Source organism: Herbidospora galbida, assembly GCF_005233835.1.
GTDB lineage: Bacteria > Actinomycetota > Actinomycetes > Streptosporangiales > Streptosporangiaceae > Herbidospora > Herbidospora galbida.
On sequence record NZ_SZQA01000008.1, the window covers coordinates 24,285 to 50,211 of the forward strand.

Here is a 25,927-nt window from a genome sequence, read left to right on the forward strand (position 1 = left end):
GATGGCGGCCCGCTTGGCAGCACCGATGCACCCACGGAACACAGTCTGCGGTATAACCACAACAAAACGGCAGGCCTATTTTTGTCACCGAAGGTTAGATCCGCGTCATTACCGAATCGATATCAAACCCGTGTTTCGCCTCTGTGAGGGGCGGAAAGGAATTGATATTCACGCCCCGGCGGCGCGTTCTCTCAACACGCGTCGCTGCTGTTCGAGCGCCACCAGTTCGGCGAACATCCGGTTGTAGTCGCCCTGTTCGTCGATCGGGTTGAGCCGCTGCATCCGCGCCTTCAGCGCGTCGAGCTGACGACCCACCGTGACCTCTTGCAGCTTGGCCAGAACCGCCGTGCCGTAGCGCTCCTCGCTGCTCGTCTCGACCTTCACCGGGTCGACCGCGAGACGGGTGAGGAGCTGCCTGAGATCGTCGGAGACGGCCGCGAGGAGGATCTCGACCCACTCGCGCCCGCCCGGGCCCCCGGCGGCCGTGCCGCCACAGGAGGCGATCAGCTGGAACAGGGCCGCGTGGTCGGCGACGCCGAAGGCGCCGGGGCCCAGGGCGTCGAACTCCGGGCCGAGCAGGGCCGGGCGCTGGACGGCCAGCTTCAGCGCCTCCAGCTCCAGCCGGGCGAGCGGATCGAGCGGGGCCTGCTTCTTCTTCCCCGGCTCGCTGCGCGTCTCGGCCGGCCGGGCGGCGATCTCGGTGACCCGTTCGACGACCAGGCGCTCGTTCATGAAGCCGAGCCAGCGGTCGAGGTCGACGGCGTACATGTGGCGCAGGGCCTTGTCTTTGATCGAGGCGACCACGGGGGCGGCGGCGTCGAGCGCCGACAGGCGGCCCTCGTTGGTGCTCGTGTCGTAGCGGCCGATCATGCTGCGGATGGCGAAGGCGAACAGCGGCTCGCGGCTGGCCACCAGGTCGCGGACGGCCGCGTCGCCCTTCTGGACCCGCAGGTCACAGGGGTCGAGCCCGTCGGGCTGCACGGCCACGAAGGTCTGGGTGACGAACTTCTGCTCGTCCTGGAAGGCTCGCAGGGCGGCCTTCTGCCCGGCCGAGTCGCCGTCGAAGGTGAAGATGACCTCGCCCTGGCCCTGGTCGAACAGGATGCGGCGCAGCACCTTGATGTGGTCTTCGCCGAAGGCGGTGCCGCAGGTGGCCACGGCGGTCGGCACCCCGGCCAGGTGGAGGGCCATCACGTCGGTGTAGCCCTCGACCACGACCGCCTGGGACCGCTTGGAGATCTCGCGTTTGGCCAGGTCGATGCCGTAGAGGACGGAGCTCTTGTGGTAGATCGGGCTCTCGGGGGTGTTCAGGTATTTGGGGCCGTCGTCGGCCTCGATGAGCTTGCGGGCGCCGAACCCGATGACGTCGCCGGTGATGTCGCGGATCGGCCAGATCAGCCGCCCCCGGAACCGGTCGATCGGCCCTCGGCGGCCCTCCCGCGCCAGCCCGCCCTTGATCAGCTCCTGGACGGTGAAACCCCGCCCCATCAGGTGGCGCGACAGCGCCTCCCACTCGTTGGGGGCGTAACCCACCCCGAAGTGGTCGGCGTCGGCCCGCTCGAACCCGCGCTCCGACAGGAACCGCCGGGCGACCGCGGCCTCAGGCGTGGTCAGGTTGGAGACGTAGAACTCGGCGGCGGCCCGGTGGGCCTCGATCAGCCGCGAGCGCTCCCCCTGCTGCCGGCCGGGCACGTAGCCGCCCTGCTCGTAGCGGAGCTGGATGCCCGCCCGCCCCGCCAGCCGCTCGACCGACTCGGCGAAGGTCAGCGCGTCGATCTTCTGGAGGAAGGAGATGACGTCGCCGCCCTCGGAGCAGCCGAAGCAGTAGTACATCCCCCGCGCGGGGGTCACGTTGAACGAGGGCGACTTCTCGTCGTGGAACGGGCACAGGCCCTTGAGGTTGCCGCCCCCGGCGTTGCGGAGCTGGACGTATTCGCCGATCACGTCGGCGATCGGGGAACGCTCCCTGACGAGGGCGATGTCGTCATCGCTGATCCGGCCTGCCACGCCGTGAGTCTAGTCACCCACGCCGGGCACCTCGACGCCCAGCGGCCCCACCTCGACGGGCTGCACGGGCTTGCGGGTCGGCTGCGGCCGCTGCGGCCGCTCGACGCCCTTCACCTCGGGCTTGGCCGAGCAGGCGACCGAGCACGCCGGGAGCGGCCCGGTCTTTTTCCGGACCGCCTTCATCTCCTGCGCCGGAGAGTAGGTGCGGTTGCCGTTGCGCCAGGCGTCGAGGTAGTCCCACGGCTCGACCATGCCGCGCCTGATCCACCACTCGTTGGCGTCGGTCTTCCAGGTCATCGCGAAGTAGAGGTTGCTGGCGGTGTCGCGGGCGTTGCCGGTGTTCCCGACCGTGCCGAGCGTCTGCCCCGCCTTCACCTTCGTGCCCGGGGCGATCCCCTCGGCCACGGTGTCGAGGTGCCCGCCCAGGTAGAGCACGCCGTCGTCGCCGAGCAGCGTGACGTAGCGCCCCTCGCGGTCGCCGCCCCGGTCGGTGGAGGGCACCCACCGGTTCTGCACGTTCACCTCACGGACCGTGCCGGAGACGGGTGCCACGAACGCGCACCCCTTGTCGGCCCAGATGGTCGTCTTGGGCAGCACGAGGAGCTTGCGCGCGTAGGAGACCTTGCACCCCTTGACGGGGAAGGTGTACTCGAACTTCGACAGCTTCGGCGGCGGCAGCAGCACCGGCTCGTCGCCGGTGGGCGGCACGGCCGCCGAGATGAACGCGGGCTCGGGGGTCGAACCCGCGTCGTCGAGCGGCGTGCCGGCCATGGGCGCGGCGGGTGGGTGGGTGCTGACGCCCGCGACACCCGCCGGACCGCTGCAGGCGGCGGTCAGAAAGGCCAGCACGAGGAGGGTCGAGGTCCCCGGTCGCATGATCTCCACCCTGGTGACGTTATCTGACGTGACATGACCCAACGGCCGGTTTGGACCGAAGGTGAGGTCATCCTGCCAGTGGGGTCTCAGGGTCGGCCAGTCTCTTCGGGTCGACGGTCTCACCGTTTCTGATCAGTTTCTGGATGTCGCCGACCACGTCCCACACGTTGACGTTCATGCCCGCGATGACCCTGCCCTCGCGGAGCCAGAAGGCGATGAACTCCAGGTCGGAGCCGCGGATGACCAGGTCGTCGGCGCCGGCGATGTCGCCGGAGAACTCCATGCCGATCTCGAACTGGTCGGTGTAGAAGTAGGGGACGCGGTCGTAGACGACGTCCTGGCCGAGCATCGCCTTTGCGGCCACCGGGCCCTGGTTGAGGGCGTTGGCCCAGTGCTCGACCCTGATCCGGCGGTTCAGCAGGGGGTTGAAGGCCTCGGCGACGTCGCCGGCGGCGTGGATGTCGGGGTCGCTCGACCGCAGGGCGGCGTCCACGAGGATGCCCGAGCCGATCTCCAGGCCGGCGTCGCGGGCCAGTTCGACGTTGGGGGCGGCGCCGATGCCGCCGATCACCTCGTCGGCGGCGATGGCCTCGCCGCTCTCCAGGACCACCTCCCGCACGTGCCCGTCGCCGGCCAGCCGGGCGACCTTGGCGCCGAGGCGCAGGTCGACGCCGTTGCGGCGGTGGACGCCCGCGAAGACCTCGCCCATCTCGGCGCCCAGCGTCCGGTGGAGAGGCGTCGGCTCGGGCTCGACGACGGTCACGTCGCAGCCGGCCTTGCGGGCCGCGGCGGCGGTCTCCAGGCCGATCCAGCCGCCGCCGATCACCACGACATTGCCGCCGTGGGCGAAGGCGGCCTTGAGCGCCTGGCTGTCGGCGACGGTGCGCAGGTAGTGGACGCCGTCGAGGTCGGCGCCCTCGAAGGGCAGCGGGCGCGGGGTGGCGCCGGTCGCGATCAGGAGCTTCTCGTACGCCACCCGCTCGCCGGTCCCCAGGACCACCTCGCGCGAGGGCCGGTCGATCGCGGTGGCCGCCGTGCCGAGGCGCAGGTCGACGTCGTTGTCGCGGTACCAGCCCTCGGGGTGGACGTACACCTTCTCGAGTTCCGAGGAGCCCTGGAGGTAGCCCTTCGACAGCGGCGGGCGCTCGTAGGGGCGTTCGTGCTCGGCGCCGATGAGCGTGACGCCGCCCCGGTAGCCCTCCTCGCGGAGGGCGGCGGCGGCTTTGGCTCCGGCCAGGCCGGCTCCGATGATGACGAACATGCGTGCTCCTTTACGCGCTCCGGGCGGACAGCATCCGGTGCATCGCAGTCGCGGACGCGTCGGTCAGCGACGCGATCTGGTCGATCACCGCCCGCAGCCGTCCGGCGTCGTCCCTGGCGTTCTCGAAGGCCGGGCGCAGGGCGGGCTGGAGCGTGTGCGGGGCGCCCAGCATGGTGAGCGAGGTCAGCTCGGCCAGGAGTTCGCGCTGCCGGGCCCGGACCGTCTGGTTGTCGGCCTCCCCGATCACGAACCGGACGGTCACCCCCTTGAGCAGGGCGCACTCCAGGCGGGTGACGTGCGGGACGATCAGGTCTGCGTCGTGGCGGCCGGCCTCATCGAGGACGTAGGCCTCCCGGGTGGCGTCCTGGGCGCGGCGGCAGAAGCGGCCGATGAGCGTGCTGGTGAGCTGCTTCAGCGCGGCCAGGTCGGGGAAACCGCCGTCGAAGCGGCCGGGCCACAGGGGCTCGCCGATCAGACGGGTGAAGGTCTCCTCGAGCTCGTTAAGGTCGGCGTCGGGCAGGTACCACTCCTGGGTGAGCTTGCAGACCTCCAGGCGCTCGGCCGGGTCACGGAGCATGCCGGGAGTGACGTAGCCGCTGTGCAGCGCGTCTTCGAGGTCGTGGACGGAGTAGGCGACGTCGTCGGCCCAGTCCATGATCTGGGCCTCGAAGCTCACCGAGCCGGGCGGGGCGCCCTGGCGGACCCAGTCGAAGACCTCCATGTCGTCGGGGTAGACGCAGAACTTCTCCCCGCACGAGCGGTCCCACGGGTATTTGATCGCGGCGTCGAGGGTGGCCCTGGTCAGGTTGAGGCCGGCGTTGACGCCGTCCTCGGTGATGACCTTGGCCTCCAGCCGCGACAGCAGCCGGAGGCTCTGGGCGTTGCCCTCGAAGCCGCCCGCGCGTTCGGCGATCTGGTTCAGCGCGAACTCGCCGTTGTGGCCGAACGGCGGGTGGCCCAGGTCGTGGGCGAGGCAGGCGGTCTCCACCAGGTCGGGGTCGCGGTTCAGGGCCTTGCCCATCTCGCGGCCGATCTGGGCGCACTCCAGGGAATGGGTCAGGCGGGTGCGCGGACTGTGCATCATCTGGTCGACCGGCGCCACCACCTGGGTTTTGCTGGCCAGCCTGCGCAGGGCGTCGCTGTGGAGCACCCGGGCGCGGTCGCGTTCGAACGGGCTGCGTTCCGGATTCCCCGGCGGCTCGGGAACCCAGCGTGCCTCGTCGTGCTGGTCATATGGCCTCACGGCTCCCCCTTTCGTCGCGGCGAGGGAGCTAGAAGGTACCCGCAAATATCGACCTTCACGACAAACGCGCTGGAAACATCTGATTGCCTGAGTCGCCGGGGCATGTTACAGAAGCGCGGCCCTGCCCGCCTCCAGGCGGGCCACCGGGACCCGGAACGGTGAGCACGAGACGTAGTCGAGGCCGATCTCGTGGCAGAACCGGACCGAGGCGGGGTCGCCGCCGTGTTCGCCGCAGATGCCCAGCTTGAGGCCGGGCCGGGCCTTGCGGCCCTCCACCACGGCGACCTTCATGAGGCGGCCGACGCCGTCGCGGTCGAGCGACTCGAACGGCGAGACCCCGAAGATGCCCTTGTCGAGGTAGGTGCCGAAGAACGCCGACTCGACGTCGTCGCGGGAGAAGCCCCACGTCATCTGGGTCAGGTCGTTGGTGCCGAAGGAGAAGAACTCGGCCGCCTCGGCGATCTGCCCGGCGGTCAGGGCCGCGCGCGGCACCTCGATCATGGTGCCGATGAGGGCCTCCACCCCGACCTCGGCGAGGATCTGCCGGGCCTCCTCCCGCACGCTCTCCAGTTCCTGTACGGCCCCCACGAGCGGAATCATGATCTCGGGTCTGGCCCCCTCGGCGGCCTTGGCTGCTTCGGCGATGGCCCGCACCTGCATCGCGAACAGGCCGGGCACGACGAGCCCGAGGCGCACCCCGCGCAGGCCGAGCATCGGGTTCTGCTCGTGCAGGCGCTGCACGGCCTCCAGCAGGCGGCGGTCCTTCTTGGTGCCCTTGCCGGTGGCGACCTTGACCGACAGGTCGATGATGTCGGGCAGGAACTCGTGCAGCGGCGGGTCGATCAGCCTGATCGTCACCGGCAGGCCGTTCATGGCCGCGAACAGCCCGGCGAAGTCGGCCTTCTGGAGGGGCTCCAGCGCGTCGAGGGCGGCCTGCCGCTCCTCGGCGGTCTCGGCCAGGATCAGGTCCTCGATCAGCACCCGGCGGTCGCCGAGGAACATGTGCTCGGTGCGGCACAGGCCGATGCCGCTGGCGCCGAACCGGCGGGCCCGCGCGGCGTCGTCGGGGGTGTCGGCGTTGGCGCGGACGTCCAGGCGGCGGCGCCCGTCGGCGTGCCTCATGATCGTGTCGACGGCCCTCACCAGCTCGTCGCCGGACGGGTTCCCCTCGAAGTACTCCACGACCGGCGAGGCCACCACGGGCACCTCGCCGAGGTAGACGCAGCCGGTGCCGCCGTCGATCGAGATGACGTCGCCCTCCTCGACCACCACGTCGCCGACGGTGAAGCGGCCGGCCTTCGCGTCGACCTCGATCTCCTCGGCGCCGCAGACGCACGTCTTGCCCATGCCGCGGGCCACCACGGCCGCGTGGGAGGTCTTGCCGCCGCGCGAGGTCAGCACGCCGCGGGCGGCGATCATGCCCGCGAGGTCGTCGGGGGTGGTCTCGCGGCGCACCAGGATGACGTCCTGCCCCTGGGCGGCCAGCTCGGCCGCGCGGGCCGAGGAGAACACCGCCCTGCCGACGGCCGCGCCCGGGGAGGCGTTCATGCCCCGGGTCAGCACCGTGTTGCCGTGGTCGTCGGCGAAGCGCGGGAACATCAGCTGGGCCAGCTGGTCGCCGGTGACGCGCCGCACCGCCTCGTCGAGGTCGATGAGGCCCTCCTCGACGAGCTGGGTGGCGATGCAGAAGGCGGCCCCGGCGGTGCGCTTGCCCACCCGGGTCTGCAGCATCCAGAGCTTGCCGCGCTCGATGGTGAACTCGATGTCGCACAGGTCGCGGTAGTGGCCTTCGAGCTTGGCCATGATCTCCATGAGCTCGGCGTAGGAGTGCGGGTCGATCTCCTGGAGGTCCTGCAGCGGGACGGTGTTGCGGATGCCCGCCACGACGTCCTCGCCCTGGGCGTTCTGCAGGTAGTCGCCGTAGACGCCCTGGTGGCCGGTGGCGGGGTCGCGGGTGAAGGCGACGCCGGTGCCCGAGTCCATGCCGAGGTTGCCGAAGACCATCGCGACCACGTTGACGGCCGTGCCGAGGTCGGACGGGATGCGCTCCTGGCGGCGGTAGAGGATCGCGCGGGGGGCGTTCCAGGAGTCGAAGACGGCCTTGATGGCCAGCTCCATCTGCTCCTTGGGGTCTTCGGGGAAGTCGCGGCCCTTCTCCCGGCGCACGATCTCCTTGTAGGTGCCGACGAGCGACCGGAAGTCGGCGGCGGTCAGGTCGAGGTCGGTGCGGCCGTCCTTGAGCTCGTCGATGGCCTGCTCGAAGAGGTCGCCGTCGATGTCCATGACCGTCTTGCCGAACATCTGGATCAGCCGCCGGTAGGAGTCCCAGGCGAAGCGTTCGTCGCCGGCCTGGCGTACCAGACCCTGCACCGAACGGTCGTTCAGGCCGATGTTGAGGACGGTCTCCATCATGCCGGGCATCGAGAACTTGGCGCCGGAGCGGACCGACACGAGCAGCGGGTCGTCGGGGTCGCCGAGCTTCTTGCCCATCGCCGCCTCGAGCTTCTCGAGGTGGGTGCCGATCTCCTCGGCGGGGACCGAACCGTCGTCCATGTACGCCCGGCACGCCTCCGAGGTGATCGTGAAGCCGGGCGGGACCGGCAGCCCGAGGTTGGTCATTTCCGCGAGATTGGCGCCCTTGCCCCCGAGGAGGTCCTTCAGGTCTTTGTTTCCTTCGGTGAAGTCATAGACGAGCTTCGGCACGGCAGTCTCCTCCAGGGGCCCAATTAATCGCGGAACCACCCCGCGAGCGGGACTCTACCGATTAAGCAGAGCATGAAACCTCACGGCTGTCACACATAAGTGTTCCCGCAGGTAGGGAGGGTAGAACCGGTCTAATCCAATTCCCCCGAACGTAAAGAACGGCCGTTTTTTCACAAGACCATGATTGGTCTGAACCAATTCGTCTGCGCGCATTGTTCCGACCCCCGGCAATTGGTAGAGACCAATGCCCTGTTATCGTGGAAACACCCTCCGACAAGATCCCATTCCGGAGGGTGACGAATGAGCCGAGCGAAGTTGGTCGGGATCGCCCTGGTGGCGATGACCGGGGTCGGCGGAGGCGGGCCGGTCGAGCCGGCCGGCCTGAAGTGGGCGGCGTGCGCCGAGGCGCCACTGGCGCCCTTCCAGTGCGCGACGCTGACGGTGCCCCTCGACTACGCCGACCCGGGTAAGGGCACCCTCGACCTGGCCGTGGTCCGCAGCAAGGCGACCGGGCCGAGGATCGGGTCGCTGGTGTTCAACTTCGGCGGCCCCGGCGGTTCAGGGGTGACCACCCTGCTCGCCTCGGGCACCGCGTTCGGGTCCCTGAACCGGAGCTACGACCTGGTCAGCTTCGACCCGCGCGGGGTCGACCGCAGCAGCGGCATCCAGTGCCTGCCGCCCAAGGAGTTCGAGGAGTTCCTGGAGGCCGAGCCGTCGCTCGACGAGGCCACCGAGCGCGACCTGTCGGTGGAGTTCGTGCAGGGCTGCCAGAAGAACGCCGGGCGCATCCTGCCCTACGTCGGCACCGTGAACGCCGCCAAGGACATGGAGGCCCTCCGGCAGGCCCTCGGCGACCCGAAGCTCAACTACCTGGGCTTCTCCTACGGCACCCACCTGGGCGCCACCTACGCCACGCTCTATCCGCAGAAGACGGGCCGGATGGTGCTCGACGCGGCCCTCGACCCGACGGTCGGCCTGCTCGACCAGTCGCGGACGCAGGTGCTGGGCTTCCAGAAGGCGTACGAGAACTATCTGGCCGACTGCAAGAAGCAGCCGCAGGGATGCCCGTTCGGCGGGAACGCCGAGGTGGTGGGCCTGCTCGACCGGCTCGACACGACGCCGCTGGTGGTGAACGGCCGGAAGGTGACCGACGACACCGTCAGGGCGGCCATCGGCGAGGCGCTCTACAGCAAGCTGAGCTGGCCCCTGCTGACCGAGGCGCTGACCGCCGCGATCAAGGGCGACGGCACCGGCGTGCAGGCCCTGGCCGACCAGTACGCCGGCCGCCAGCCCGACGGCACCTACAACACCCTGCTGTCGTCGCTGAACGCGGTGCTCTGCGCCGACACCACCGAACGGCCGACCTTCGCGCAGGCGGAGGCGCTGGCCAAGGACCTGTCGAAGGTCTCGCCGATCTTCGGCCCGGACGCCGCCAGCGCCGGCATCTGCAGCGTGTGGCCGACGCCGGGCGAGGACAGCAACAAGCGGGTCAGCTCGCGGGGCACCCAGTATCCGGTGCTGGTCGTCGGGGCGATCAACGACCCGGCCACGCCCTACGTGTGGGCCCCGAAGCTCACCTCGGAACTCGGCAACGCGGTGCTGCTCACGTTCGAGGGCGAGGGCCACGGGGCCTACGGCCAGACGCTCTGCGTGACCGGGATCGTGGACGCCTATCTGCTCAACGGGACGGTGCCCGCGAAGGGCACCGTCTGTCCGGCGGCCTAGCCGTCTCTAGTCGTTGAGGTGCTGACGCAGGTAGGACTCGACCTGGTCGAGCGCGATGCGCTGCTGCGCCATCGTGTCGCGCTCGCGGATGGTCACCGCCTGGTCGTCGAGGGTGTCGAAGTCGACGGTGACGCAGAACGGGGTGCCGATCTCGTCCTGACGGCGGTAGCGGCGGCCGATCGCGGCGGCGTCGTCGAAGTCGACGTTCCAGCGGCGGCGCAGCTGGGCGGCCAGGTCTTTGGCCTTGGGGGTGAGGTCGGCGTTGCGCGACAGCGGGAGCACCGCGATCTTGACCGGCGCGAGCCGGTGGTCGAGGCGCATGACCGTGCGCTCCTCCATCACGCCCTTGGCGTTGGGGGCCTGGTCGACCGTGTAGGCGTCGAGCAGGAACGTCAGCGTGGCGCGGTCGACACCGGCCGCCGGCTCGATGACGTAGGGGATGTAGCGCTCCCCGCTGTCCTGCTCGAAGAACGACAGGTCGGTGCCGGAGGCCTTGCCGTGGCTCGTCAGGTCGAAGTCGGTGCGGTTGGCGATGCCCTCGAGCTCGCCCCACTCGGCGCCGGTGAAGTTGAAGCGGTATTCGATGTCGACGGTCCGCTTCGAGTAGTGGGACAGCTTCTCCTTGGGGTGCTCGTAGAGCCGCAGGTTGTCCTTGGAGATGCCGAGGTCGACGTACCACCGCAGGCGCTCGTCGATCCAGTACTGGTGCCACTCCTCGTCGGTGCCGGGCTTGACGAAGAACTCCATCTCCATCTGCTCGAACTCGCGGGTGCGGAAGATGAAGTTGCCCGGGGTGATCTCGTTGCGGAACGACTTGCCCTGCTGACCGATGCCGAACGGGATCTTCTTGCGGGCCGACTGCTGCACGTTCAGGTAGTTGATGAAGATGCCCTGCGCGGTCTCGGGACGCAGGTAGGCCAGGCCCGACTCGTCTTCGACCGGGCCGAGGTAGGTCTTCAGCAGGCCGCTGAACTGCTTGGGCTGGGTGAAGGCGCCCTTGTTGCCGCAGTTGGGGCAGGTGATGTCGGCCAGGCTCGTGGGCGGGTTGCCGTGCTTCTCCGCGTAGGCCTCTTCGAGGTGGTCGGCGCGGTAGCGCTTGTGGCAGGCCTGGCACTCGGTCAGCGGGTCGGTGAAGGTCTCGACGTGACCGCTGGCCTGCCACACCTCGCGGGCCAGGATGACGCACGAGTCGAGGCCGACGACGTCGTCGCGGCCCTGCACCATGGCCTTCCACCACTCGCGCTTGACGTTGTTCTTGAGCTCGACACCCAGCGGTCCGTAGTCCCAGGACGCCCGCAGACCGCCGTAGATCTCGCTCGACGGGTAGACGAGCCCGCGGCGTTTGGCGAGACTGACGATGGTGTCCATGACGTCGGCGCGACGTGCCATGAGTAGTGCTCCATCCGGCTGGGTGTCGGCGATGGGAAAACGGGAATGGCGCAAGCTTAGTGGCCTCAGCCCTTGGGGTAGACCTGCTCGAACGCCCCGGGCTCGTTGATCATCAAGGTCATCAGCGGATACATCGTCATGCGGGCCGCCGACAGGGCGCGGCGGTAGAACCCGGCGCCCTCCCACTCGCTGACCAGCGCCCACAGGTTGGGCTCGTCGACCGAGCGGCCGACCTGGCCGCGCAGGAAGCCGCTCTGCGCCGAGAAGAGGTCGATCACCTCGCGGGCGTGCAGTTCGAACTCCTCGGCCCTGGCTTCGGGCACCGAATAGCGGATCACGGCCAGCATGAGCCCAGCATGCCATCAGCGGGGGGTCTTCCACCTGCGAGTAACCTCGACGGGTGGCCAACCGTCGACCCCGCCATCCTCTCGCCCAGCCCCAGAAGGCCAAGAAGGCCCCTCGGCCGCTGCCTCCCGGCGAGCAGTTCTTCACGCCCGGCGCGACCGGGCTGCGCAAGACCGTCGAGACCCGCAGCGCGCCGCTGCTCGTCTACCTCTACCAGATGCCGAAGTGGCTGCTGCCGGTCGTGCTGGTGGCCTTCTTCATCGGCGGGTTCGCCCTCCCCGACTGGCGCGGCGGGCTGTGCATGCTGCCGGTGATCGCCTTCACGGGCTGGCTCGCCTACCTGTCGTGGCCCTCGCTGCGCGTCGGCGCGCGGGTGCTGCGGCTGGCGCTCCTCGCGTTCCTGCTGGCAGTGGCGGTGACCCGCTTCGGTGGCCTCTGAACCGTTTTGACAATCATTTTCATTTCCTGGCACACTCTGTTGGGTGATGCCCGGAAATGTTGTGCGTTTCATCGCCGGATCCGCCCTTGTCCTTACCGCCGCCTGTGGAGGCACCACGGCGGCCGAATCGGGCAAACCGGTGGTGGACGCGGCGTTCTTCCCTCTTCAGTGGCTGGTCGAGAAGGTCGGCGGCCCCGACGTGACCGTCGAGGGCCTGACCAAGCCCGGGGTCGAACCCCACGACCTCGAACTCACCCCGCAGCAGGTGGCCGGAGTGGGCAAAGCCTCTCTGGTCGTGTACGTCAAGGGCGTGCAGCCCGCCGTCGACGAGGCGGTGGCCCAGCACGCGGCCGACCGCGGGTTCGACGCGGCGAGCGCGGTCCCGAAGATCGACGCGCCCCACGACGAGCACGCCGAGGAGGAGGAGCACGGCCACGAGGAGCTCTTCTACGACCCGCACATCTGGCTCGACCCCTCGCGGATGGCCACCCTCGCGACCGCGCTGGGAGGACGGCTCGCCGAGATCGATCCGGCGCATGAGGCGGCGTACAAGGAACGGGCCAAGAAGACCGCCGCCGAACTGGGCGACCTCGACTTCAAGATGGCCACCGGCCTGATGCGCTGCGCGAACCGGACGATCGTCACCGCCCACACCGCGTTCGGATACCTGGCGAACCGCTACAAGCTCGAACAGGTCGGCATCGGCGGCATCGACCCCGACGCTGAGCCGTCTCCTGCCCGTTTGGCCGAGGCTGCCCGGATCGCGAAGGAGAAGAAGGTGACTACCATTTTCACCGAGGAGCTCGTCAGCCCGAAGGTCGCCGAGGTCCTCGCGAGCGAGGTCGGGGCCAAGACGGCGGTTCTCAATCCGCTGGAGAGCCCTCCCCAGGGCGGTGACTACATCTCCGGCATGACCGCCAACCTCACCGAGCTCCGCACCGCACTCGGCTGCCAGTGACCGGAAGGCGACCCATGAGCACGGCTTTCGACATGACCGCCGGTCAGGTGACGATCGACGGCAGGAAGATCCTGCGCGGCGTCGACCTGACCGTCGACGACGGCGAGGTCGTGGCCGTGCTCGGCGCCAACGGCTCCGGTAAGTCGACGCTGGTCCGCGCCCTGCTCGGGGTCCAGCCGCTCTCCGGCGGCACCACGCTCCTCTACGGCCGCCCGCCCGCCCGCTTCCGGGAGTGGTGGCGGATCGGCTACGTGCCCCAGCGGCTGTCGGTCGGCGGCGGGGTGCCGGCGACGGTCCGCGAGGTGGTCGCCTCGGGACGCATCGCCCGCCAGCGGCGCGGCCGCTTCACCAGCTCGGCCGACCGCCAGGCGGTCGCGGCGGCCCTGAACGAGGTCGGCCTCTCTGACCGCGCGGGCGACCCCGTGTCGTCGCTGTCGGGCGGCCAGCAGCAGCGGGTGCTGATCGCCCGGGCGCTGGCCGGCGAGCCCGACGCGTTCGTCCTCGACGAACCGACGGCCGGCGTCGACGCGGGCAGCCAGCAGATGCTCGCCCAGACCCTGTCCGACCTGGTCGGACGCGGCAAGACGGTGGTCCTGGTGGCCCACGAGCTGGGCCCGCTCGAACCGCTGGTCAGCAGGGCTGTGGTGCTCAACCAGGGCTGCAAGGTCCACGACGGCGCCCCGCCGACGGCCGTCGGCGCCCACGCGCTCCCGGGTCACGACCACGTCCACCCCCACGAGCCCGAGCCCGCCGAGAGCAGCCTCCCGAGCTGGGTGCTGGCGCAGGAGAAGGCATGACCATCCTCGACCTCGACTTCATGCGGTACGCCCTGGTGGCCGCCGTCATGGTCGGCCTCACCGCGCCCGCCGTCGGCACGTTCATCGTGCAGCGGCGGCTGGCCCTGCTCGGCGACGGCATCGGCCACGTGGCGCTGACGGGGGTGGCGCTCGGCTTCCTCACCGGCACCGCCCCGGTCGCGACCGCCGTCGTGGTGGCCGCGCTGGGCGCGGTGGCGATCGAGATGGTCCGGGCCCGCGGCAAGACCAGCGGCGACGTCGCGCTGGCCCTGCTGTTCTACGGCGGCCTGGCCGGCGGCGTGATGATCATCTACCTGACGCCCGGCGAGAGCACCGCGTCCCTGAACTCCTACCTGTTCGGCGCGATCACCAGCGTCGACTCGACCGACCTGTGGGTCATCGCGGGCCTCGCGGTGACCGTTCTGGCGTTGCTGGCGGTCTTCGGCCGCGAGCTCTTCGTGCTCTGCCAGGACGAGGAGGTGGCCAGGGCCAGCGGCCTGCCGGTGAGGTTCCTCGGCCTGCTCATCGCCGTGATCGCGTCGGTGACGGTGGTCGTCGCCATGCGGGCCGTCGGCCTCCTGCTCGTCAGCGCGCTTATGGTTGTGCCGGTGGCCACCTCACAGCAGCTCACCCGGAGCTTCCGGACCACCATGGCGCTGTCGATGGTCTTCGGTGTGCTCGCCACCGTGGGCGGTCTGACGTCGTCGTTCTACCTCGACGTCCCTTCGGGGGCGACGATCGTGCTGCTCGCCCTCGCCGGGTTCGCGGTCGCGCTCGGGATCGGTAGATTCGTGAGGCGGAGCCGTACAGGGGAGTCGACAGCATGAGCAGAAGCCGCGACGCGGTGCACGAGATCCTTCGGCAGAGCGCCGCGTTCCGCAGCGCGCAGGACATCTTCACCGAGATGCGCGCCGACGGCTCGAAGATCGGGCTCACCACCATCTACCGCGCCCTCCAGGCCCTCAACGACGACGGCCGGGTCGACGTGCTCCGCACCGACGACGGCGAGGCCGTCTACCGCGCCTGCGCCACCTCCGCCCACCACCATCACCTGGTCTGCCGCACCTGCGGCCTGACGGTCGAGGTCGACGGCCCCGACGTCGAGGTGTGGGCCGACCGGGTCGGCGCCGAGCACGGCTTCACCGCCATCACCCACACCGTCGAGGTGTTCGGCACCTGCGGGGCGTGCGCGAAGGGTTAGAGTTCCTGGACACGCGACACAGGAGCTGCGATGCCGTTCAGTCACGACATGGTGCACTCTCTGGCCACTGTGGTCGATCTGGTCAACTCCCCACCCGGTGACCTCGAGGAACTCGGGGCGCTGGTGCTCCGGCGCCAGGTGAGCGGCGTCGAGTTCGTCAACGCCACCGACCTGGCCGAGGTCCAGACCCTCTCGGCCGCCTTCCACGAGGTCTTCACCTCCCCCGACGAAGACGTGGCGGTCACCCGCCTGAACACCCTCCTCGGCCGCACCCGCATCACTCCGAGCCTGACCAGGCACGACGGCTTCGCCCTGCACGTCCACTACTTCGCGCCGGGCGCGTCCCTGGCCGAACACCTGGCGGCCGACTGCGGCGTGGCCCTGGCCCACGTGCTGGTCGAGGGCGAGTGGGAACGCCTGCGCACCTGCTCGGCCCCCGACTGCGCCAACGTGTTCGTCGACGAGTCACGCAACCGGTCGCGGGTCTACTGCGACTCACGCACCTGCGGCAACCGCATGCACGTGGCCGCCTACCGGGCCCGCAGGCGGGCCTAGACGGGGTTCGGGACCGCCCCGCCGTAGCGGCGGTCACGGCTGGCGTAGATCTCGCACGCCTGCCACAGGTCCCGCCGGTCGAAGTCGGGCCACAGGCGGTTGAGGAAGACCATCTCCGCGTACGCCGACTGCCAGAGCAGGAAGTTGCTGGTCCGCTGCTCGCCCGACGACCGGATGAACAGGTCGACGTCGGGGATCTCCGGCTGGTGGAGATAGCGGGCGAAGGTCTTCTCGTTGACCTTCCCAGGCTTGATCTTGCCGGCCTCGATGTCGGCCGCCAGCTTGAGCGCGGCGTCGACGATCTCGGCCCGCCCGCCGTAGTTGACGCAGAACTGCAGCGTCAGCGTGGAGTTTCCCCGCGTCATGACCTCGGCGTCGGACAACTCCTGGATGACCGACTTCCACAACCGCCCCGGCCGCCCCGACCACCGCACCCGGACGCCCATGGCGTTGAGCTCGTCACGGCGACGGCGGATGACGTCACGGTTGAACCCCATCAGGAACCGGACCTCGTCGGGCGACCGCTTCCAGTTCTCCGTCGAGAAGGCGTAGGCCGAAAGGTAGGGGATGCCCATCTCGATGGCGCCCTCGATGACGTCGAACAGCGACGCCTCCCCCATCTCGTGCCCCTTGGTGCGCGGCAGGCCGCGCTGCTTGGCCCAGCGGCCGTTGCCGTCCATGACGATCGCGACGTGACGGGGGACCAGGTCCGCGGGCAGGGCGGGCGGAGTGGCCCCGGAAGGGTGGGGCGTCGGGGGTCGAACCATGGTCCCTGAGCGTATTCGGTCCCGGACGGTCCTCGTTCCGCCTCAGTTGCGGTTGAACAGTCGCATCAGGCCCGCGATCACGGCGGTGCCCAGGCCCCAGCCGAACTGCCAGTAGGGCTCCTGTTTCAGGTCGGCGACCGGGAGGAGCAGATCGAGGGTGTAGACGACCGGCTCGAAGTGGCGTGGCGTCTTCGGGTCGACGGCGATGGGCGGCCACACGGAGAAGATCGTGGCGCCGGTCGCCAGCAGCGCGGCCAGCCAGATCCCCGCCAGCCAACTGCGATAGCCGAACCCGGGCGTCAGGGTCCTGCGGCGGCGTCGGTGGCGTTCGAGCGCGACCCGGCGGGCGGCGGCCTCGTCGCCCCGGGCGCGGTACATGGCGCTGAGCTGTTCGAAGGGCTGCGGCGAGAAGCCGCCCGCGTCTCGATCAAGCCATTTCAGCCGATCGCGGAGGCCGATCTTGCCGTCGTCCTTGATCGCACCGTAGGTACAGCCCTCCAGTCGCACGTCGCGGGGCCACGCGTCGCGGTCGTCCTGGATGACGCCGAACGTCGCGCCTTCGAGATTCATCGAGTCGGGCGGTACCGCGAATCTGACCCTCACCGTTCTCACGTCGGCAAACGACAAGTCGACGGACGTGCCTTCGGCGAAAACCGTCTTGTCAAGGTCGATGTCGCCGCCGACTCGCGAACCCTTCGCGTTGAAGCCGCCGTTCAGGTCGGCACCATGGAAATGCACGTTGCGCCCGATCGCGGCGCGGGTGATATTGATGCTCTCATCGGTCGTTCCGGCGATCCGGCCGCGCTGGGCCCCGATTCCTCCGCCGATCTCCGCGTGACGCAGATAGATCCGCCCGGTCGAGCGGAATCCCCGGTCGATGAATACGCTCTCTCCCACTTTCGCTCGTTCCGCCTGAATCGCCGACACCTTCTCCGGCCGGAAATCCGATCCCCGCGCGGTGAACAATCCGCCGACGTGCGCACTGATCATGCGGAGCTGGCCGCAGACCAACGAGTCCCGGACGAACAATCCGCCGTCGATTCTGGCCCGGCTGAGGTAGACCGCCGTCTTCTCGCCGGGGTGCAGATGAACCTTCGACAATCGCAGGTCACCGCCGATCCGGGCGCCCTGCAAATCGATCGCGCCCATTACCGCCGAGCCGTCGGTGATCTCGAAGTCTCCCTGTGTGCGCAGGTCAGAGCCGTACAGGACAGCGATTCTGCAGTCGTGAAGGCGAATGGTGACGGCGGTGGCGTCGGCCAGGTTCACGCCGGATTCGAAGTCGCACCCGGTCATTGCGACGGGCGCGGCGATGGCGCCGGCTTCGAGCACGAGTTCTTCGGTGATCCGGGCGCCGGTGACGCGTAATGCGGGACGCGCTCCCCGCGGAAGGTCACACGCGCCGAAAAGCACCGCGGCGATGACGTCGGCGCGCACCCGACGGTCGGGAAGCCGCGTGAGATCGACGGGCGCTCCCACGGGAAATGCGGCGACGATCCTCTGTTCGGCGATGTTCAGATCGGCGGGGAGTAGCTCCACCGCCCGCAATCTAACGGAATTCAGACGGCGCGACGCCGCGTTCAACGTGCTTCAGTGAACGGATTCCGTGTTCCAGGTGCCACTGCAGATAAGCCGCCACCAGCCCGCTGCACTCCACCCGGTTCCGCGCCTCCGACGCGTCCGCCGCCTCCCAGTCCCCCCGCAGCAGCGCGATCATCAACGCGATCGTCTCCGCCGCCGGGACCGCCGCCCCCGAAGGCCGGCAGTTCCCGCACACCACTCCTCCCGCCACGATCGCGAACGCCCGGACCGCCTCCGCGCCGCACCGGGCGCACTCGGAGAGGGCAGGGGCGTACCCGGCCACCGCCAGGGAGCGCAGGAAGAAGGCGTCCAGGACCAGCCGGGGCTCGTGGGAGCCGTCGACCAGGGTCCGCAGGCCGCCGACCAGCAGGAGGAACTGGCGGAGCGCGGGTTCCTTCTCCCCCAGGGTCAACCGGTCGGCGGTTTCCAGCATGGCCGTGCCGGCCGTGTAGCGGGGGTAGTCGGAGACCAGCGGTTCGCCGTAGGGGCGGATGGTCTCGCACTGGGTGACCATGTCGAGGGAGCGGCCCGTGTGGAACTGGACGTCGACGTGGGTGAAGGGTTCCAGGCGGGCGCCGAAGCGGGACTTGGTCTTGCGGACGCCCTTGGCGACCGCTCTGACCTTGCCGGTGCGGCGGGTCAGGATCGTGATGATGCGGTCGGCCTCGCCCAGTTTGTGGGTGCGCAGGACGACGCCCTCGTCACGGTAGAGACTCACGGCGTCAGCCTACTCGGGGTCACGTTTGGTGAAATTTAGGTAAGTAACCTCGTGGCGCCGTCTATACGTCCGGTAAACCTGTGGTGCGACGGGTTAACCGAAAGGTCACTAAGCTTTGGCCTCTGCGTGGGTTTCCTCCGCCCGCCGCATGAACCAGAGAAAGGGTGCCATGACCCGCGTGGTGCTGCTGGGCTCCGAAAACGGAGCGCCCCCGCTGCCGCTCACCGGCCTGCCGGGCTCCCCCATGGCCTTCCAGCGGCTGATCGACCAGGCCGTGCCTTACGACCCCGAGCCGGTCGTGATCATTCGGCCAGGTCAAGCCGCATATTACCCAGGCGCCCGGACGGTGGAGAGCGCCGACCGGGCCGGGGACCTCCGGGTGATCGCCGAGGTGGCCGCGGGGCTGGAAGAGGACCTGCTGGTCCTCCCGGCCGATTCGCTGATCCACGACGAGCTGATCTACCAGCTCGTGAAGTCCAAGCGGGGCGCCGTCGCGCTGGTCGTCCGTGAAGAGCGCGACCCCGACGCCCCCGAGCCGCCGCCCATCGAGGAGGCGGTGCCCGAGATCGGGATGAACATCCTGGAAGGGCGTCCCCAGCGGGCCCGCATCAGCAAGACCCGGGTGATCTCGCAGGGCAGCGCCTACCACCAGGTGACCCGGCCCAACGCGGCGCTCCTCGGGCCGCTGCACCTCAAGGCGAGCCAGGTGGCCAACCTGGCCGAGGCGGCCCGCGACCTGGCCGAGTTCGCCTCGCTCACCGGGCCCGAAGACGGCGTGACCGAGCTGCTGGTGCTGGGGCTGGTCCGGCGCGGGGTGTCGGTCGGCATCCGGGGCCGCCGTGACCTGTTCTACCGGCAGGTGAACGCCGGGAACGCGCACGAGTCGGTCCAGGAGTTCCTGACCTTCGACGAAGACCGGGCCCGGCTCGACAACGCCGTGAAGGGCGCCGACGGGTTCTTCACGACCTACTTCGTCAGCACCTACTCGCGGTTCATCGCGCGGTGGGCGGCGCGGCGGGGGCTGACCCCCAACCAGGTCACGCTGATCTCGATCGCGCTGGGGCTGCTGGCCGCGGGCGCGTTCGCGACCGGCGGGCGGCCCGGTTATGTCGCCGGCGGCGTGCTGATCTACTTCGCGTTCGTGTTCGACTGCGTCGACGGGCAGGTCGCCCGGTACGCCCGCAAGTTCGGGGTCCTCGGGGCCTGGCTCGACGCGACGTTCGACCGGTTCAAGGAGTACGCCGTCTTCGTCGGCCTGGCCGTCGGGGCCACGGTCTCCGGGCAGTTCGGCGACGGCGAGGAGATCTGGACGCTGGCCCTGATCGCGCTGGCGCTCCAGTCGGTCAAGCACCTGCTCGACTTCTCCTTCGGCGCGGCCAACCGCCGCAAGCCGCCGAACCCGCTGCCGACGCTCGACCTGGCCGTGGCCGACGACCGGCCGCTGCGCGACGCCCTCGAGGTGCGCAAGGCCACCAGCGGCGGCACGGTCAAGAACCTGCTGCGCTTGTGGACGAAGGCCGGGAAGTTCCGGACCGTCCACTGGGCCCGCAAGATGATCGTCTTCCCCATCGGCGAGCGGTTCGCCGCCATCGCCATCGTCACCGCGTTCTTCGACCCCCGAGTCACGTTCCTGGTGCTGATCACCTGGGGCGGCATCGCGGCCACGTACACCCTGACCGGACGTCTTCTGAGGTCGATGGCATGATCACGCACCCCCAGCCCGAGCCCGAGGTCGTCGACCCCCACCTGGAGCGGCAGCGGGTGCAGACCGCGCGCCTGGTGGCCTACCGCGACGACGGTCCGCTGGTCACGCTGCTGAAGCCCCGGCTGGGCCGAGGCCTGCCGCCGGTGCCGATGGCGCTGGCGGCGCTGCTGGCGATCGTCGCGCTGGCAGTGACCGGGTCGCTGACCGAGGGCCCGATCCTGCTCGCGCCCGCCGTGGTGCTCACCCTGCTGGTGCTGCCGACCGCCTCGCACAACCATCTGGGGCGGTTCGACTGGCTGACGCCGCCGCTGCTCCGGGCGGCCGAGTTCCTGACGATCATCCTGATCGGCCTGGCCGCCGACACCCCCAAGTGGCTGCTGTTCGTGCTGCTCTACATCGTCGGCTACCACACCTACGACACCGTCTACCGGACCCGGCAGAGCATCTGGCCCCCGGCGTGGATCTTCCAGGCGGGTCTCGGCTGGGAGGTGCGGCTGCTCCTGCTCGGCGCGGGCGCGGCCACCGGCACGCTGACCTGGGTGGCGGGCGCGCTCACCCTCTACCTGGTGGTGCTGTTCTCGGTCGAGAGCGTCAACAGCTGGGTGCGGCTCGACAAGCAGTCGGCGCTGGCGGTGGCCAACGCCGAGCAGGACCTCGAGGCGAGCCCCGAGGACGCGGTCGAGGCCGCCACCGGCGACGCCGAGCCCAACTAGCCGCGCACCAGCGCCCTGCGCCTGGCGTAGAAGCGCTTCCCCGCCAGGTTCCACGCGATCTTGGCGGGGACGGGCAGGTTGCCCATGAAGTGGGCGCGTTCCTCGGGGGTGGCGTCCTCCAGGATCGCGCCCAGCACGATCAGCTGCTGCTTCAGCGAGCCGCCCGACGCCTCCTTGACGCCGCGCTCCCCCATCTCGTTCCACTCGGCGACCGTGATGTGCTCGGTGACCAGCGGCAGGATGTGCGTCTCCTCCTCCCGCAGGTGCTCGTCGAGGGCCTGGTGGTGGTCGGTGAGCAGGTCGGCGAGGCGGTCGCGCAGCACCGGGTCGGCGGTGCGCTCGAACTCGGGCAGCAGGTCGCCGATGCGGTGGATGGTGTCGGCGATGTACTCGTGCTGGTGCTCCATCCGGTTGACCAGGTCGGCCTCCAGGGTGACCCGGGCCAGCAGTTTCGGCCAGAGGAGGTCGTCCTCGCCGGTGTGGTGGGTGTGCAGGCCGTCGGCGTAGCCCCGGTAGTGCTCCGCCATGAGGGCGGCGCGGGCGACGTCGCCGGCCCTGACCCGGCGGAACAGCTCGGGCATCATCTTCGACTCGCGCCGGAAGACCCGGTGGATCATGACCATCTCTTGGACGTAAGGGCGTTCGTTCGTCATGCGCTCCAGGGTGGGACGGGGTACTTGGAGATGATTGGTCACCCTCTTGAAGCCCCGCGTACCAGCGCCACGCGCCGCGCGTAGCGGCGCCGGCCCACCAGGAGCCAGGCCAGCCGGGCGACCAGGGGCAGGCTGCCGAGCAGGTGGGCGCGTTCGGCCGGGGTGGCCTCCTCCAGCATCGCGCCGAGGAACAGCAGCAGCTTGTCGTCGGGGGTCGCGGTGGCGAACCGGGCCCCGGCGGCGGCGTACTCGGCGACCGTGAGGTGCTCCTCGATCAGGGTCAGGACGTGCTTCTCCTCGTCGTCGAGGTGTTCGAGCAGGGCGGCCCGGTGGTCGGCGAACAGGCCGGCCAGGTGGTCGCGCAGGCCGGGGTCGGCGGTGCGCTCCCATTCGGGCAGCGCCGCGGCGATGCGGTCGAGGCCGGCCTGGACGCGCTCGTGCTGGTGCTCCATGCGGATCACCATGTCGGCCTCCAGGTCGACCCTGGCCAGCAGTTTGGGCCAGATGAGGTCGTCCTCGCCGGTGTGGTGGTGGTGCAGGCCCATGGCGTAGTCGCGGTGGTGGGCGGCCAGGATCCCGGCGCGGACGACGTCGCCGGCGGCGACGGTGGGCACGAGTTCCGCGAGCACCCGGGACTCGCGGCGGAACACCCGGTGGACCACGAGCATGTCGTGGGTGTCGGGCCGATCGGCAGACATGATCCTCTTCAGCCTTTCTTCGCGGCGGATTCATGGCGCGAGCCACGGCCGGCCTTCGGCCGCCCGCATCTCGCTTTGTCGAGGTCAGGCATCGAATGTCCGCCATGCGGCTTGAAGGTCTCTTGGGATGTTCTGGGGGTATAACCTGGCCGCGTGACCGTTCGTGTACGGGTGCTTGGTCCCCTCCAAGCGGACGTCGACGGGCGTTCTGTGGCCCTCGGCGGCCCGAGGCAGCGCGCCGTGCTCGCCCTGCTGGTCGCCTCGCGCGGAGACGTCGTCTCCGTCGACCGCATGATCGAGGACCTGTGGCGCGGGGAACCCCCGGCCAAGGCGATCGCGTCACTCCAGTCCTACGTGGCCAACCTGCGCCGCCTCCTCGAACCCGGCCGGCCGCCGCGCGCCCCCGCCTCGGTGCTGGTGAGCGCCGCCCCCGGGTACGCCGTCCGCCTCGACGCCGACGCCGTCGACGCCTGGCGGTTCGAACGCTCCGCCGCCGAGGCCCGCGACCTGAGCGCCCGTGACCCCGCCGCCGCGCGCACGCTGCTGAGCGACGCCCTGGGCATCTGGCAGGGCGCGGCGTTCGCCGAGTTCGCCGACGAGGAATGGGCCGTCGCCGAAGCCGCCCGGCTGACCGAGGTCCGCCTGGTCGCCCAGGAACTGCTGGTCGAGACCACCCTGCGGTCGGCGCCGCCGGCCGACGCCGTACCGGCGGCCGAGATGCTGACGCGCCGCGAACCGCTGCGTGAGGAGGGCTGGCGGCTGCTGGCGCTGGCCCTGTGGGGCAGCGGACGCCAGGCCGACGCCCTCGCGGCGCTGCGCCGGGCCCGCACCACCCTCGTCGACGAACTGGGGCTCGACCCCGGCCCGGCGCTGACCGACCTCGAAGAGGCGGTGCTGGCGCAGCGGCTCGACCTGCTCCACGCCGCCACCCGCGCGCCCGGACCGGCCGGGACCGCGCCGGTCACGATCTCCGCGCCCCGCGCGGCCGAGAACTGGACCGATCCCACGGGCCCGCTGTTCGTCGGCCGCGACCTCGAACTGGCCGAGATCGCGGGCGTCGCCGCCCGCGCCGCCGCGGGCGACGCGGGCGTGGTGCTGATCAGCGGCGAGCCGGGCGCCGGGAAGTCGACCCTGATGGCCCGCATCGCCGACGACCTCGACCCGGCGACCTGGCTGGTCGCGACCGGGCGCTGCCCCGAGACCGAGGGCGCGCCGCCCGCCTGGGCGTGGATCGAGGCGCTGTCGCCGCTGACCCGGATCGCCCCGCTGAACGAGCACGCCGACGCGCTGGCCCCGCTGCTCGGCGACGCGCGCCCGCCCTCCGACGAGGGCGCCGCCGGCCGGTTCCGCATGCACCGCGCCGCCTGCGCCTGGCTGCGCGCGCTGACCGGCGCCTCGGGGCGGGCCCTGGCGATCGTGCTCGACGACCTGCACCGGGCCGACGCCGAGACCCTCGGCCTGCTGGTCGCCGTGGCCGAGGAGCTGACCGCCGCCCGGGTGCTGCTGGTGGCCGCCTACCGGCCCTCCGACGTGACCGACGCCCAGGAAGACGCGCTGGCCGCGCTGGCCGGGCGCTCCCCCACCCGGCTCCACCTCGACGGGCTGTCGGAGGGCGACGTCGAGCGGCTGGTGACCTCGGTCTGCGGACGCGGGGTCGAGGCCGGGACGGTCGCCTGGATCGCCGAGCGCACCGGCGGCAACCCCTTCTACGTACGCGAGAGCGCCCGCCTGCTGGCCTCGGAGGGCAGCCTGGCGGGGGTGGCCAGGAGCGTTCCCGAAGGGGTCCGCGACGTCCTGCGCCGGCGGCTGGCCCGGCTGCCCGCGCCCGCCGTCACCGTGCTCCGGCTCGCCGCCGCCGTCGGCCGGGAGGCCGAGGTCGAGGTGCTGGTCGGCGCCGCCGACGCCGACGAGGACGGCGTGCTCGACGCCCTGGAGGCGGGCGTGCTGACCGGCCTGCTCACCGAGCCGTCGCCGGGCCGGGTGCGGTTCACCCACGCGCTGGTCCGCGACACCCTCTACCACGATCTCTCGCAGGTGCGCCTGACCCGCATGCACGCCCGCGTCGCCGACGCGCTGGCCGCCCTGCACCCCGACGACCACACCGCGCTGGCCCACCACTACGCCCGCGCGGGCACCTCGGCGACCGCCGGGCGCGCCGTCGCCCATTCGGTCAAGGCCGCCGAGCTGGCCACCCGGCGCTACGCCTACGACACCGCCACCGAGCTCTACGAACAGGCCCTCGATGCCTTCGAGCGCCTGCCCGCCCAGGCGATGGCCGACCGCGACGCCGCCAAGGTCGAGCTGCTGGCCGCGCTGGTCCGCGCCCAGGTGCAGGACGGCGCGGTGGCGCACGCCCGGACGACCCGGCAGAAGGCGGTGGAGATCGCCCAGGCGGCCGGCCGCGACGACCTGCTGATCGCCGCGTTCTCCTGCTGGACCGAGGCCACCCCGTGGCTCATCCGCCCCTACTCCTACGTCGACGAACGCACCGTCGGCCTGATCACCCGCCTGCTGAAGCGGGGCGACCTCGACCCGGTCGTGCGGTGCCGCCTGCTGGAGATGATCGTCTCCGAGCTCGAGAACGAGGGCGACCCGCGCAGCGCCGCGGCCGCCGCCGAACTGGAGGAGCTGGCCGCCGCGCTCGACGACCCGGCGATGACGGCGCTGGCCCTCACGGTCCGGATCAAGGAGACCCCGTTCGAGCTGAACCCGCGCCAGGTCCTCGACCTGTCCGTACGGCTGGCCGACCTGGCCCTCCGCCACGACCATCTGCTGCCCTACCGCTGGTACGGCATGTTCGTGGCCACCCGGGCGTGCTGGATGCTGGGTGATCTGCCCGGCATGCACCGGCACCTGAAGGCGGCCCACGACCTCGCGACGGCGTACCAGATGGTCGAGGCGCGGGAGGTGACCAACGTCGCCTACGCGACGCTCCGCCACGTGGCCGGCGACCTCGACGGCGCGCAGGCCGCCTACGCCGCCTCCTTCGGCCTGCTGCAGCGCAAGGGCTCGCTCAACGCCGAGGGCGCCCACGCGCTGGCGCTCTTCTCGATCAGGCTCACCCAGGACCGGCACGGCGAGTACGCCGACGTCGCCTGGGCCCTGCACGAGGAGCACGGCGCGATCGTCAACGACCTGCTGGCGCTGGCGCTGAGCCGGGAGGGCCGGCTGAAGGAGGCCGCCGAGATCCGGTCCCAGCTGGCCCCGATCCGCCAGGACTTCTACTACTCGCTCTACCTGGGCCTGCGCGCCCTGGCGGTGGCTCAGGTGGGGTCGCCGGAGGAGGCCCGGCAGATCCGCGAGCAGCTGCTGCCGCTGCGCGACGGCATGCCGGGCGCGGCCTCGCTGTCGGTCTCGCTGCGACCGGTCGCCCACCTGCTGGGCGACCTCGCGGTCCGCCTGGGCGACCTCGACGAGGCGGCGGAGCACTACCGGCACGCCGCCGAGGTGGCCCGCCATCGGGGCGCGCCCATTTGGGCCGCCGACGCGGAGAAGGCGCTGGCCGGGCTCTCGGCCCGCTGACCGGCTCCAAGCCCGGTCCAAGAGGCGACCAAGCGCCCGGGACGACCGTGGGGGTGTATCCGACCACGAGA

At 70.6% G+C, this 25,927-nt stretch carries 22 protein-coding genes; 10 read left to right on the forward strand and 12 right to left on the reverse strand.

Annotated features, from left to right (window positions below; genetic code table 11):
* Positions 1-168: 168 nt before the first annotated feature.
* From dnaG to ppdK, 5 genes are all read right to left on the reverse strand, one after another.
* Positions 169-2,007: a DNA primase gene (dnaG, locus tag FDA94_RS10765; RefSeq protein WP_137246919.1), complete on the reverse strand. Its 1,839-nt coding sequence runs from the start codon at positions 2,005-2,007 to the stop codon at positions 169-171.
* A 9-nt stretch (positions 2,008-2,016) separates the two neighbouring features.
* Positions 2,017-2,883, reverse strand: a complete 867-nt coding sequence (locus FDA94_RS10770) for a M23 family metallopeptidase (protein ID WP_137247053.1) — start codon at positions 2,881-2,883, stop codon at positions 2,017-2,019.
* 67 nt (positions 2,884-2,950) lie between these two features.
* Positions 2,951-4,144, reverse strand: coding sequence for an NAD(P)/FAD-dependent oxidoreductase (locus tag FDA94_RS10775; protein WP_137246920.1), 1,194 nt, complete (start codon positions 4,142-4,144; stop codon positions 2,951-2,953).
* Positions 4,145-4,154: 10 nt separating this feature from the next.
* On the reverse strand, positions 4,155-5,387 hold the full coding sequence (locus FDA94_RS10780) for a deoxyguanosinetriphosphate triphosphohydrolase (protein ID WP_137246921.1): 1,233 nt from the start codon (positions 5,385-5,387) through the stop codon (positions 4,155-4,157).
* A gap of 105 nt (positions 5,388-5,492) precedes the next feature.
* A complete protein-coding gene (gene ppdK, locus FDA94_RS10785; protein ID WP_137246922.1) occupies positions 5,493-8,090 on the reverse strand; it encodes a pyruvate, phosphate dikinase in 2,598 nt (865 codons plus the stop codon).
* 300 nt (positions 8,091-8,390) lie between these two features.
* On the opposite strand from ppdK, the gene FDA94_RS10790 reads away from it, so the two are divergent.
* Positions 8,391-9,815: an alpha/beta hydrolase gene (locus FDA94_RS10790; protein WP_137246923.1), complete on the forward strand. Its 1,425-nt coding sequence runs from the start codon at positions 8,391-8,393 to the stop codon at positions 9,813-9,815.
* Positions 9,816-9,821: 6 nt separating this feature from the next.
* Here the strand turns inward: FDA94_RS10790 and FDA94_RS10795 are convergent, their stop codons facing one another.
* Complete coding sequence (locus FDA94_RS10795; protein WP_137246924.1) at positions 9,822-11,204, reverse strand: glycine--tRNA ligase; 1,383 nt, start codon at positions 11,202-11,204, stop codon at positions 9,822-9,824.
* A gap of 65 nt (positions 11,205-11,269) precedes the next feature.
* Positions 11,270-11,551 carry an antibiotic biosynthesis monooxygenase family protein gene (locus FDA94_RS10800; protein ID WP_030450688.1) on the reverse strand — a complete coding sequence of 94 codons (282 nt, stop codon included), beginning with the start codon at positions 11,549-11,551 and terminating at the stop codon, positions 11,270-11,272.
* 53 nt (positions 11,552-11,604) lie between these two features.
* Here FDA94_RS10800 and FDA94_RS10805 point away from each other — a divergent pair, with 53 nt between their 5' ends.
* From FDA94_RS10805 to FDA94_RS10830, 6 genes are all read left to right on the forward strand, one after another.
* Complete coding sequence (locus FDA94_RS10805; RefSeq protein ID WP_137246925.1) at positions 11,605-11,988, forward strand: DUF6703 family protein; 384 nt, start codon at positions 11,605-11,607, stop codon at positions 11,986-11,988.
* A gap of 61 nt (positions 11,989-12,049) precedes the next feature.
* Positions 12,050-12,946, forward strand: a complete 897-nt coding sequence (locus FDA94_RS10810; protein WP_246059736.1) for a metal ABC transporter substrate-binding protein — start codon at positions 12,050-12,052, stop codon at positions 12,944-12,946.
* A 14-nt stretch (positions 12,947-12,960) separates the two neighbouring features.
* A complete protein-coding gene (locus tag FDA94_RS10815; RefSeq protein ID WP_137246927.1) occupies positions 12,961-13,743 on the forward strand; it encodes a metal ABC transporter ATP-binding protein in 783 nt (260 codons plus the stop codon).
* Positions 13,740-14,570: a metal ABC transporter permease gene (locus FDA94_RS10820; protein WP_137246928.1), complete on the forward strand. Its 831-nt coding sequence runs from the start codon at positions 13,740-13,742 to the stop codon at positions 14,568-14,570. Before FDA94_RS10815 ends, FDA94_RS10820 begins: the two co-directional genes overlap by 4 nt.
* Positions 14,567-14,944, forward strand: coding sequence for a Fur family transcriptional regulator (locus tag FDA94_RS10825; protein WP_137246929.1), 378 nt, complete (start codon positions 14,567-14,569; stop codon positions 14,942-14,944). The genes FDA94_RS10820 and FDA94_RS10825 overlap by 4 nt, the downstream gene beginning before the upstream one ends.
* A gap of 30 nt (positions 14,945-14,974) precedes the next feature.
* The gene (locus FDA94_RS10830) at positions 14,975-15,499 is read left to right on the forward strand and encodes a CGNR zinc finger domain-containing protein (protein WP_137246930.1); all 525 of its coding nucleotides are present in this window, start codon (positions 14,975-14,977) and stop codon (positions 15,497-15,499) included.
* Here FDA94_RS10830 and FDA94_RS10835 read toward each other — a convergent pair.
* The 3 genes from FDA94_RS10835 to recO are packed head-to-tail and all read right to left on the reverse strand — an operon-like array spanning position 15,496 to position 18,565.
* Complete coding sequence (locus FDA94_RS10835; RefSeq protein WP_137246931.1) at positions 15,496-16,266, reverse strand: isoprenyl transferase; 771 nt, start codon at positions 16,264-16,266, stop codon at positions 15,496-15,498. The two genes, FDA94_RS10830 and FDA94_RS10835, sit on opposite strands and share 4 nt — an antisense overlap.
* 42 nt (positions 16,267-16,308) lie before the next feature.
* A complete protein-coding gene (locus FDA94_RS10840; RefSeq protein ID WP_137246932.1) occupies positions 16,309-17,805 on the reverse strand; it encodes a hypothetical protein in 1,497 nt (498 codons plus the stop codon).
* 10 nt (positions 17,806-17,815) lie between these two features.
* Positions 17,816-18,565 carry a DNA repair protein RecO gene (gene recO / locus FDA94_RS10845; protein ID WP_137246933.1) on the reverse strand — a complete coding sequence of 250 codons (750 nt, stop codon included), beginning with the start codon at positions 18,563-18,565 and terminating at the stop codon, positions 17,816-17,818.
* 169 nt (positions 18,566-18,734) lie between these two features.
* Here recO and FDA94_RS41050 point away from each other — a divergent pair, with 169 nt between their 5' ends.
* Together FDA94_RS41050 and FDA94_RS41055 are read left to right on the forward strand one after the other, a co-directional pair.
* The gene (locus tag FDA94_RS41050) at positions 18,735-20,270 is read left to right on the forward strand and encodes a CDP-alcohol phosphatidyltransferase family protein (protein WP_281286559.1); all 1,536 of its coding nucleotides are present in this window, start codon (positions 18,735-18,737) and stop codon (positions 20,268-20,270) included.
* Positions 20,267-20,983, forward strand: a complete 717-nt coding sequence (locus FDA94_RS41055) for a DUF5941 domain-containing protein (RefSeq protein WP_137246935.1) — start codon at positions 20,267-20,269, stop codon at positions 20,981-20,983. The genes FDA94_RS41050 and FDA94_RS41055 overlap by 4 nt, the downstream gene beginning before the upstream one ends.
* Here the strand turns inward: FDA94_RS41055 and FDA94_RS10860 are convergent.
* Together FDA94_RS10860 and FDA94_RS10865 are read right to left on the reverse strand one after the other, a co-directional pair.
* On the reverse strand, positions 20,980-21,636 hold the full coding sequence (locus FDA94_RS10860) for a hemerythrin domain-containing protein (protein ID WP_137246936.1): 657 nt from the start codon (positions 21,634-21,636) through the stop codon (positions 20,980-20,982). The genes FDA94_RS41055 and FDA94_RS10860 overlap by 4 nt on opposite strands.
* A 38-nt stretch (positions 21,637-21,674) precedes the next feature.
* Positions 21,675-22,334 (reverse strand): hemerythrin domain-containing protein, encoded by a 660-nt coding sequence (locus FDA94_RS10865; protein WP_137246937.1) that lies wholly within the window; start codon positions 22,332-22,334, stop codon positions 21,675-21,677.
* Between the two features lie 153 nt (positions 22,335-22,487).
* Here FDA94_RS10865 and FDA94_RS10870 point away from each other — a divergent pair, with 153 nt between their 5' ends.
* On the forward strand, positions 22,488-25,856 hold the full coding sequence (locus FDA94_RS10870) for an ATP-binding protein (RefSeq protein WP_212735271.1): 3,369 nt from the start codon (positions 22,488-22,490) through the stop codon (positions 25,854-25,856).
* The last annotated feature ends 71 nt before the right edge of the window (positions 25,857-25,927 follow it).

Excerpts from the sequence above, each read along its gene's own strand:
- FDA94_RS10770 (WP_137247053.1), bottom strand. The coding sequence starts at position 2,883 with ATGCGACCGGGGACCTCGACCCTCCTCGTGCTGGCCTTTCTGACCGCC.
- FDA94_RS10775 (WP_137246920.1), bottom strand. The coding sequence starts at position 4,144 with ATGTTCGTCATCATCGGAGCCGGCCTGGCCGGAGCCAAAGCCGCCGCC.
- FDA94_RS10790 (WP_137246923.1), top strand. The coding sequence starts at position 8,391 with ATGAGCCGAGCGAAGTTGGTCGGGATCGCCCTGGTGGCGATGACCGGG.
- FDA94_RS10795 (WP_137246924.1), bottom strand. The coding sequence starts at position 11,204 with ATGGCACGTCGCGCCGACGTCATGGACACCATCGTCAGTCTCGCCAAA.
- FDA94_RS10800 (WP_030450688.1), bottom strand. The coding sequence starts at position 11,551 with ATGCTGGCCGTGATCCGCTATTCGGTGCCCGAAGCCAGGGCCGAGGAG.
- FDA94_RS10815 (WP_137246927.1), top strand. The coding sequence starts at position 12,961 with ATGAGCACGGCTTTCGACATGACCGCCGGTCAGGTGACGATCGACGGC.
- FDA94_RS10820 (WP_137246928.1), top strand. The coding sequence starts at position 13,740 with ATGACCATCCTCGACCTCGACTTCATGCGGTACGCCCTGGTGGCCGCC.
- FDA94_RS10825 (WP_137246929.1), top strand. The coding sequence starts at position 14,567 with ATGAGCAGAAGCCGCGACGCGGTGCACGAGATCCTTCGGCAGAGCGCC.
- FDA94_RS10830 (WP_137246930.1), top strand. The coding sequence starts at position 14,975 with ATGCCGTTCAGTCACGACATGGTGCACTCTCTGGCCACTGTGGTCGAT.
- FDA94_RS10835 (WP_137246931.1), bottom strand. The coding sequence starts at position 16,266 with ATGGTTCGACCCCCGACGCCCCACCCTTCCGGGGCCACTCCGCCCGCC.
- FDA94_RS41050 (WP_281286559.1), top strand. The coding sequence starts at position 18,735 with ATGACCCGCGTGGTGCTGCTGGGCTCCGAAAACGGAGCGCCCCCGCTG.
- FDA94_RS41055 (WP_137246935.1), top strand. The coding sequence starts at position 20,267 with ATGATCACGCACCCCCAGCCCGAGCCCGAGGTCGTCGACCCCCACCTG.
- FDA94_RS10860 (WP_137246936.1), bottom strand. The coding sequence starts at position 21,636 with ATGACGAACGAACGCCCTTACGTCCAAGAGATGGTCATGATCCACCGG.
- FDA94_RS10865 (WP_137246937.1), bottom strand. The coding sequence starts at position 22,334 with ATGTCTGCCGATCGGCCCGACACCCACGACATGCTCGTGGTCCACCGG.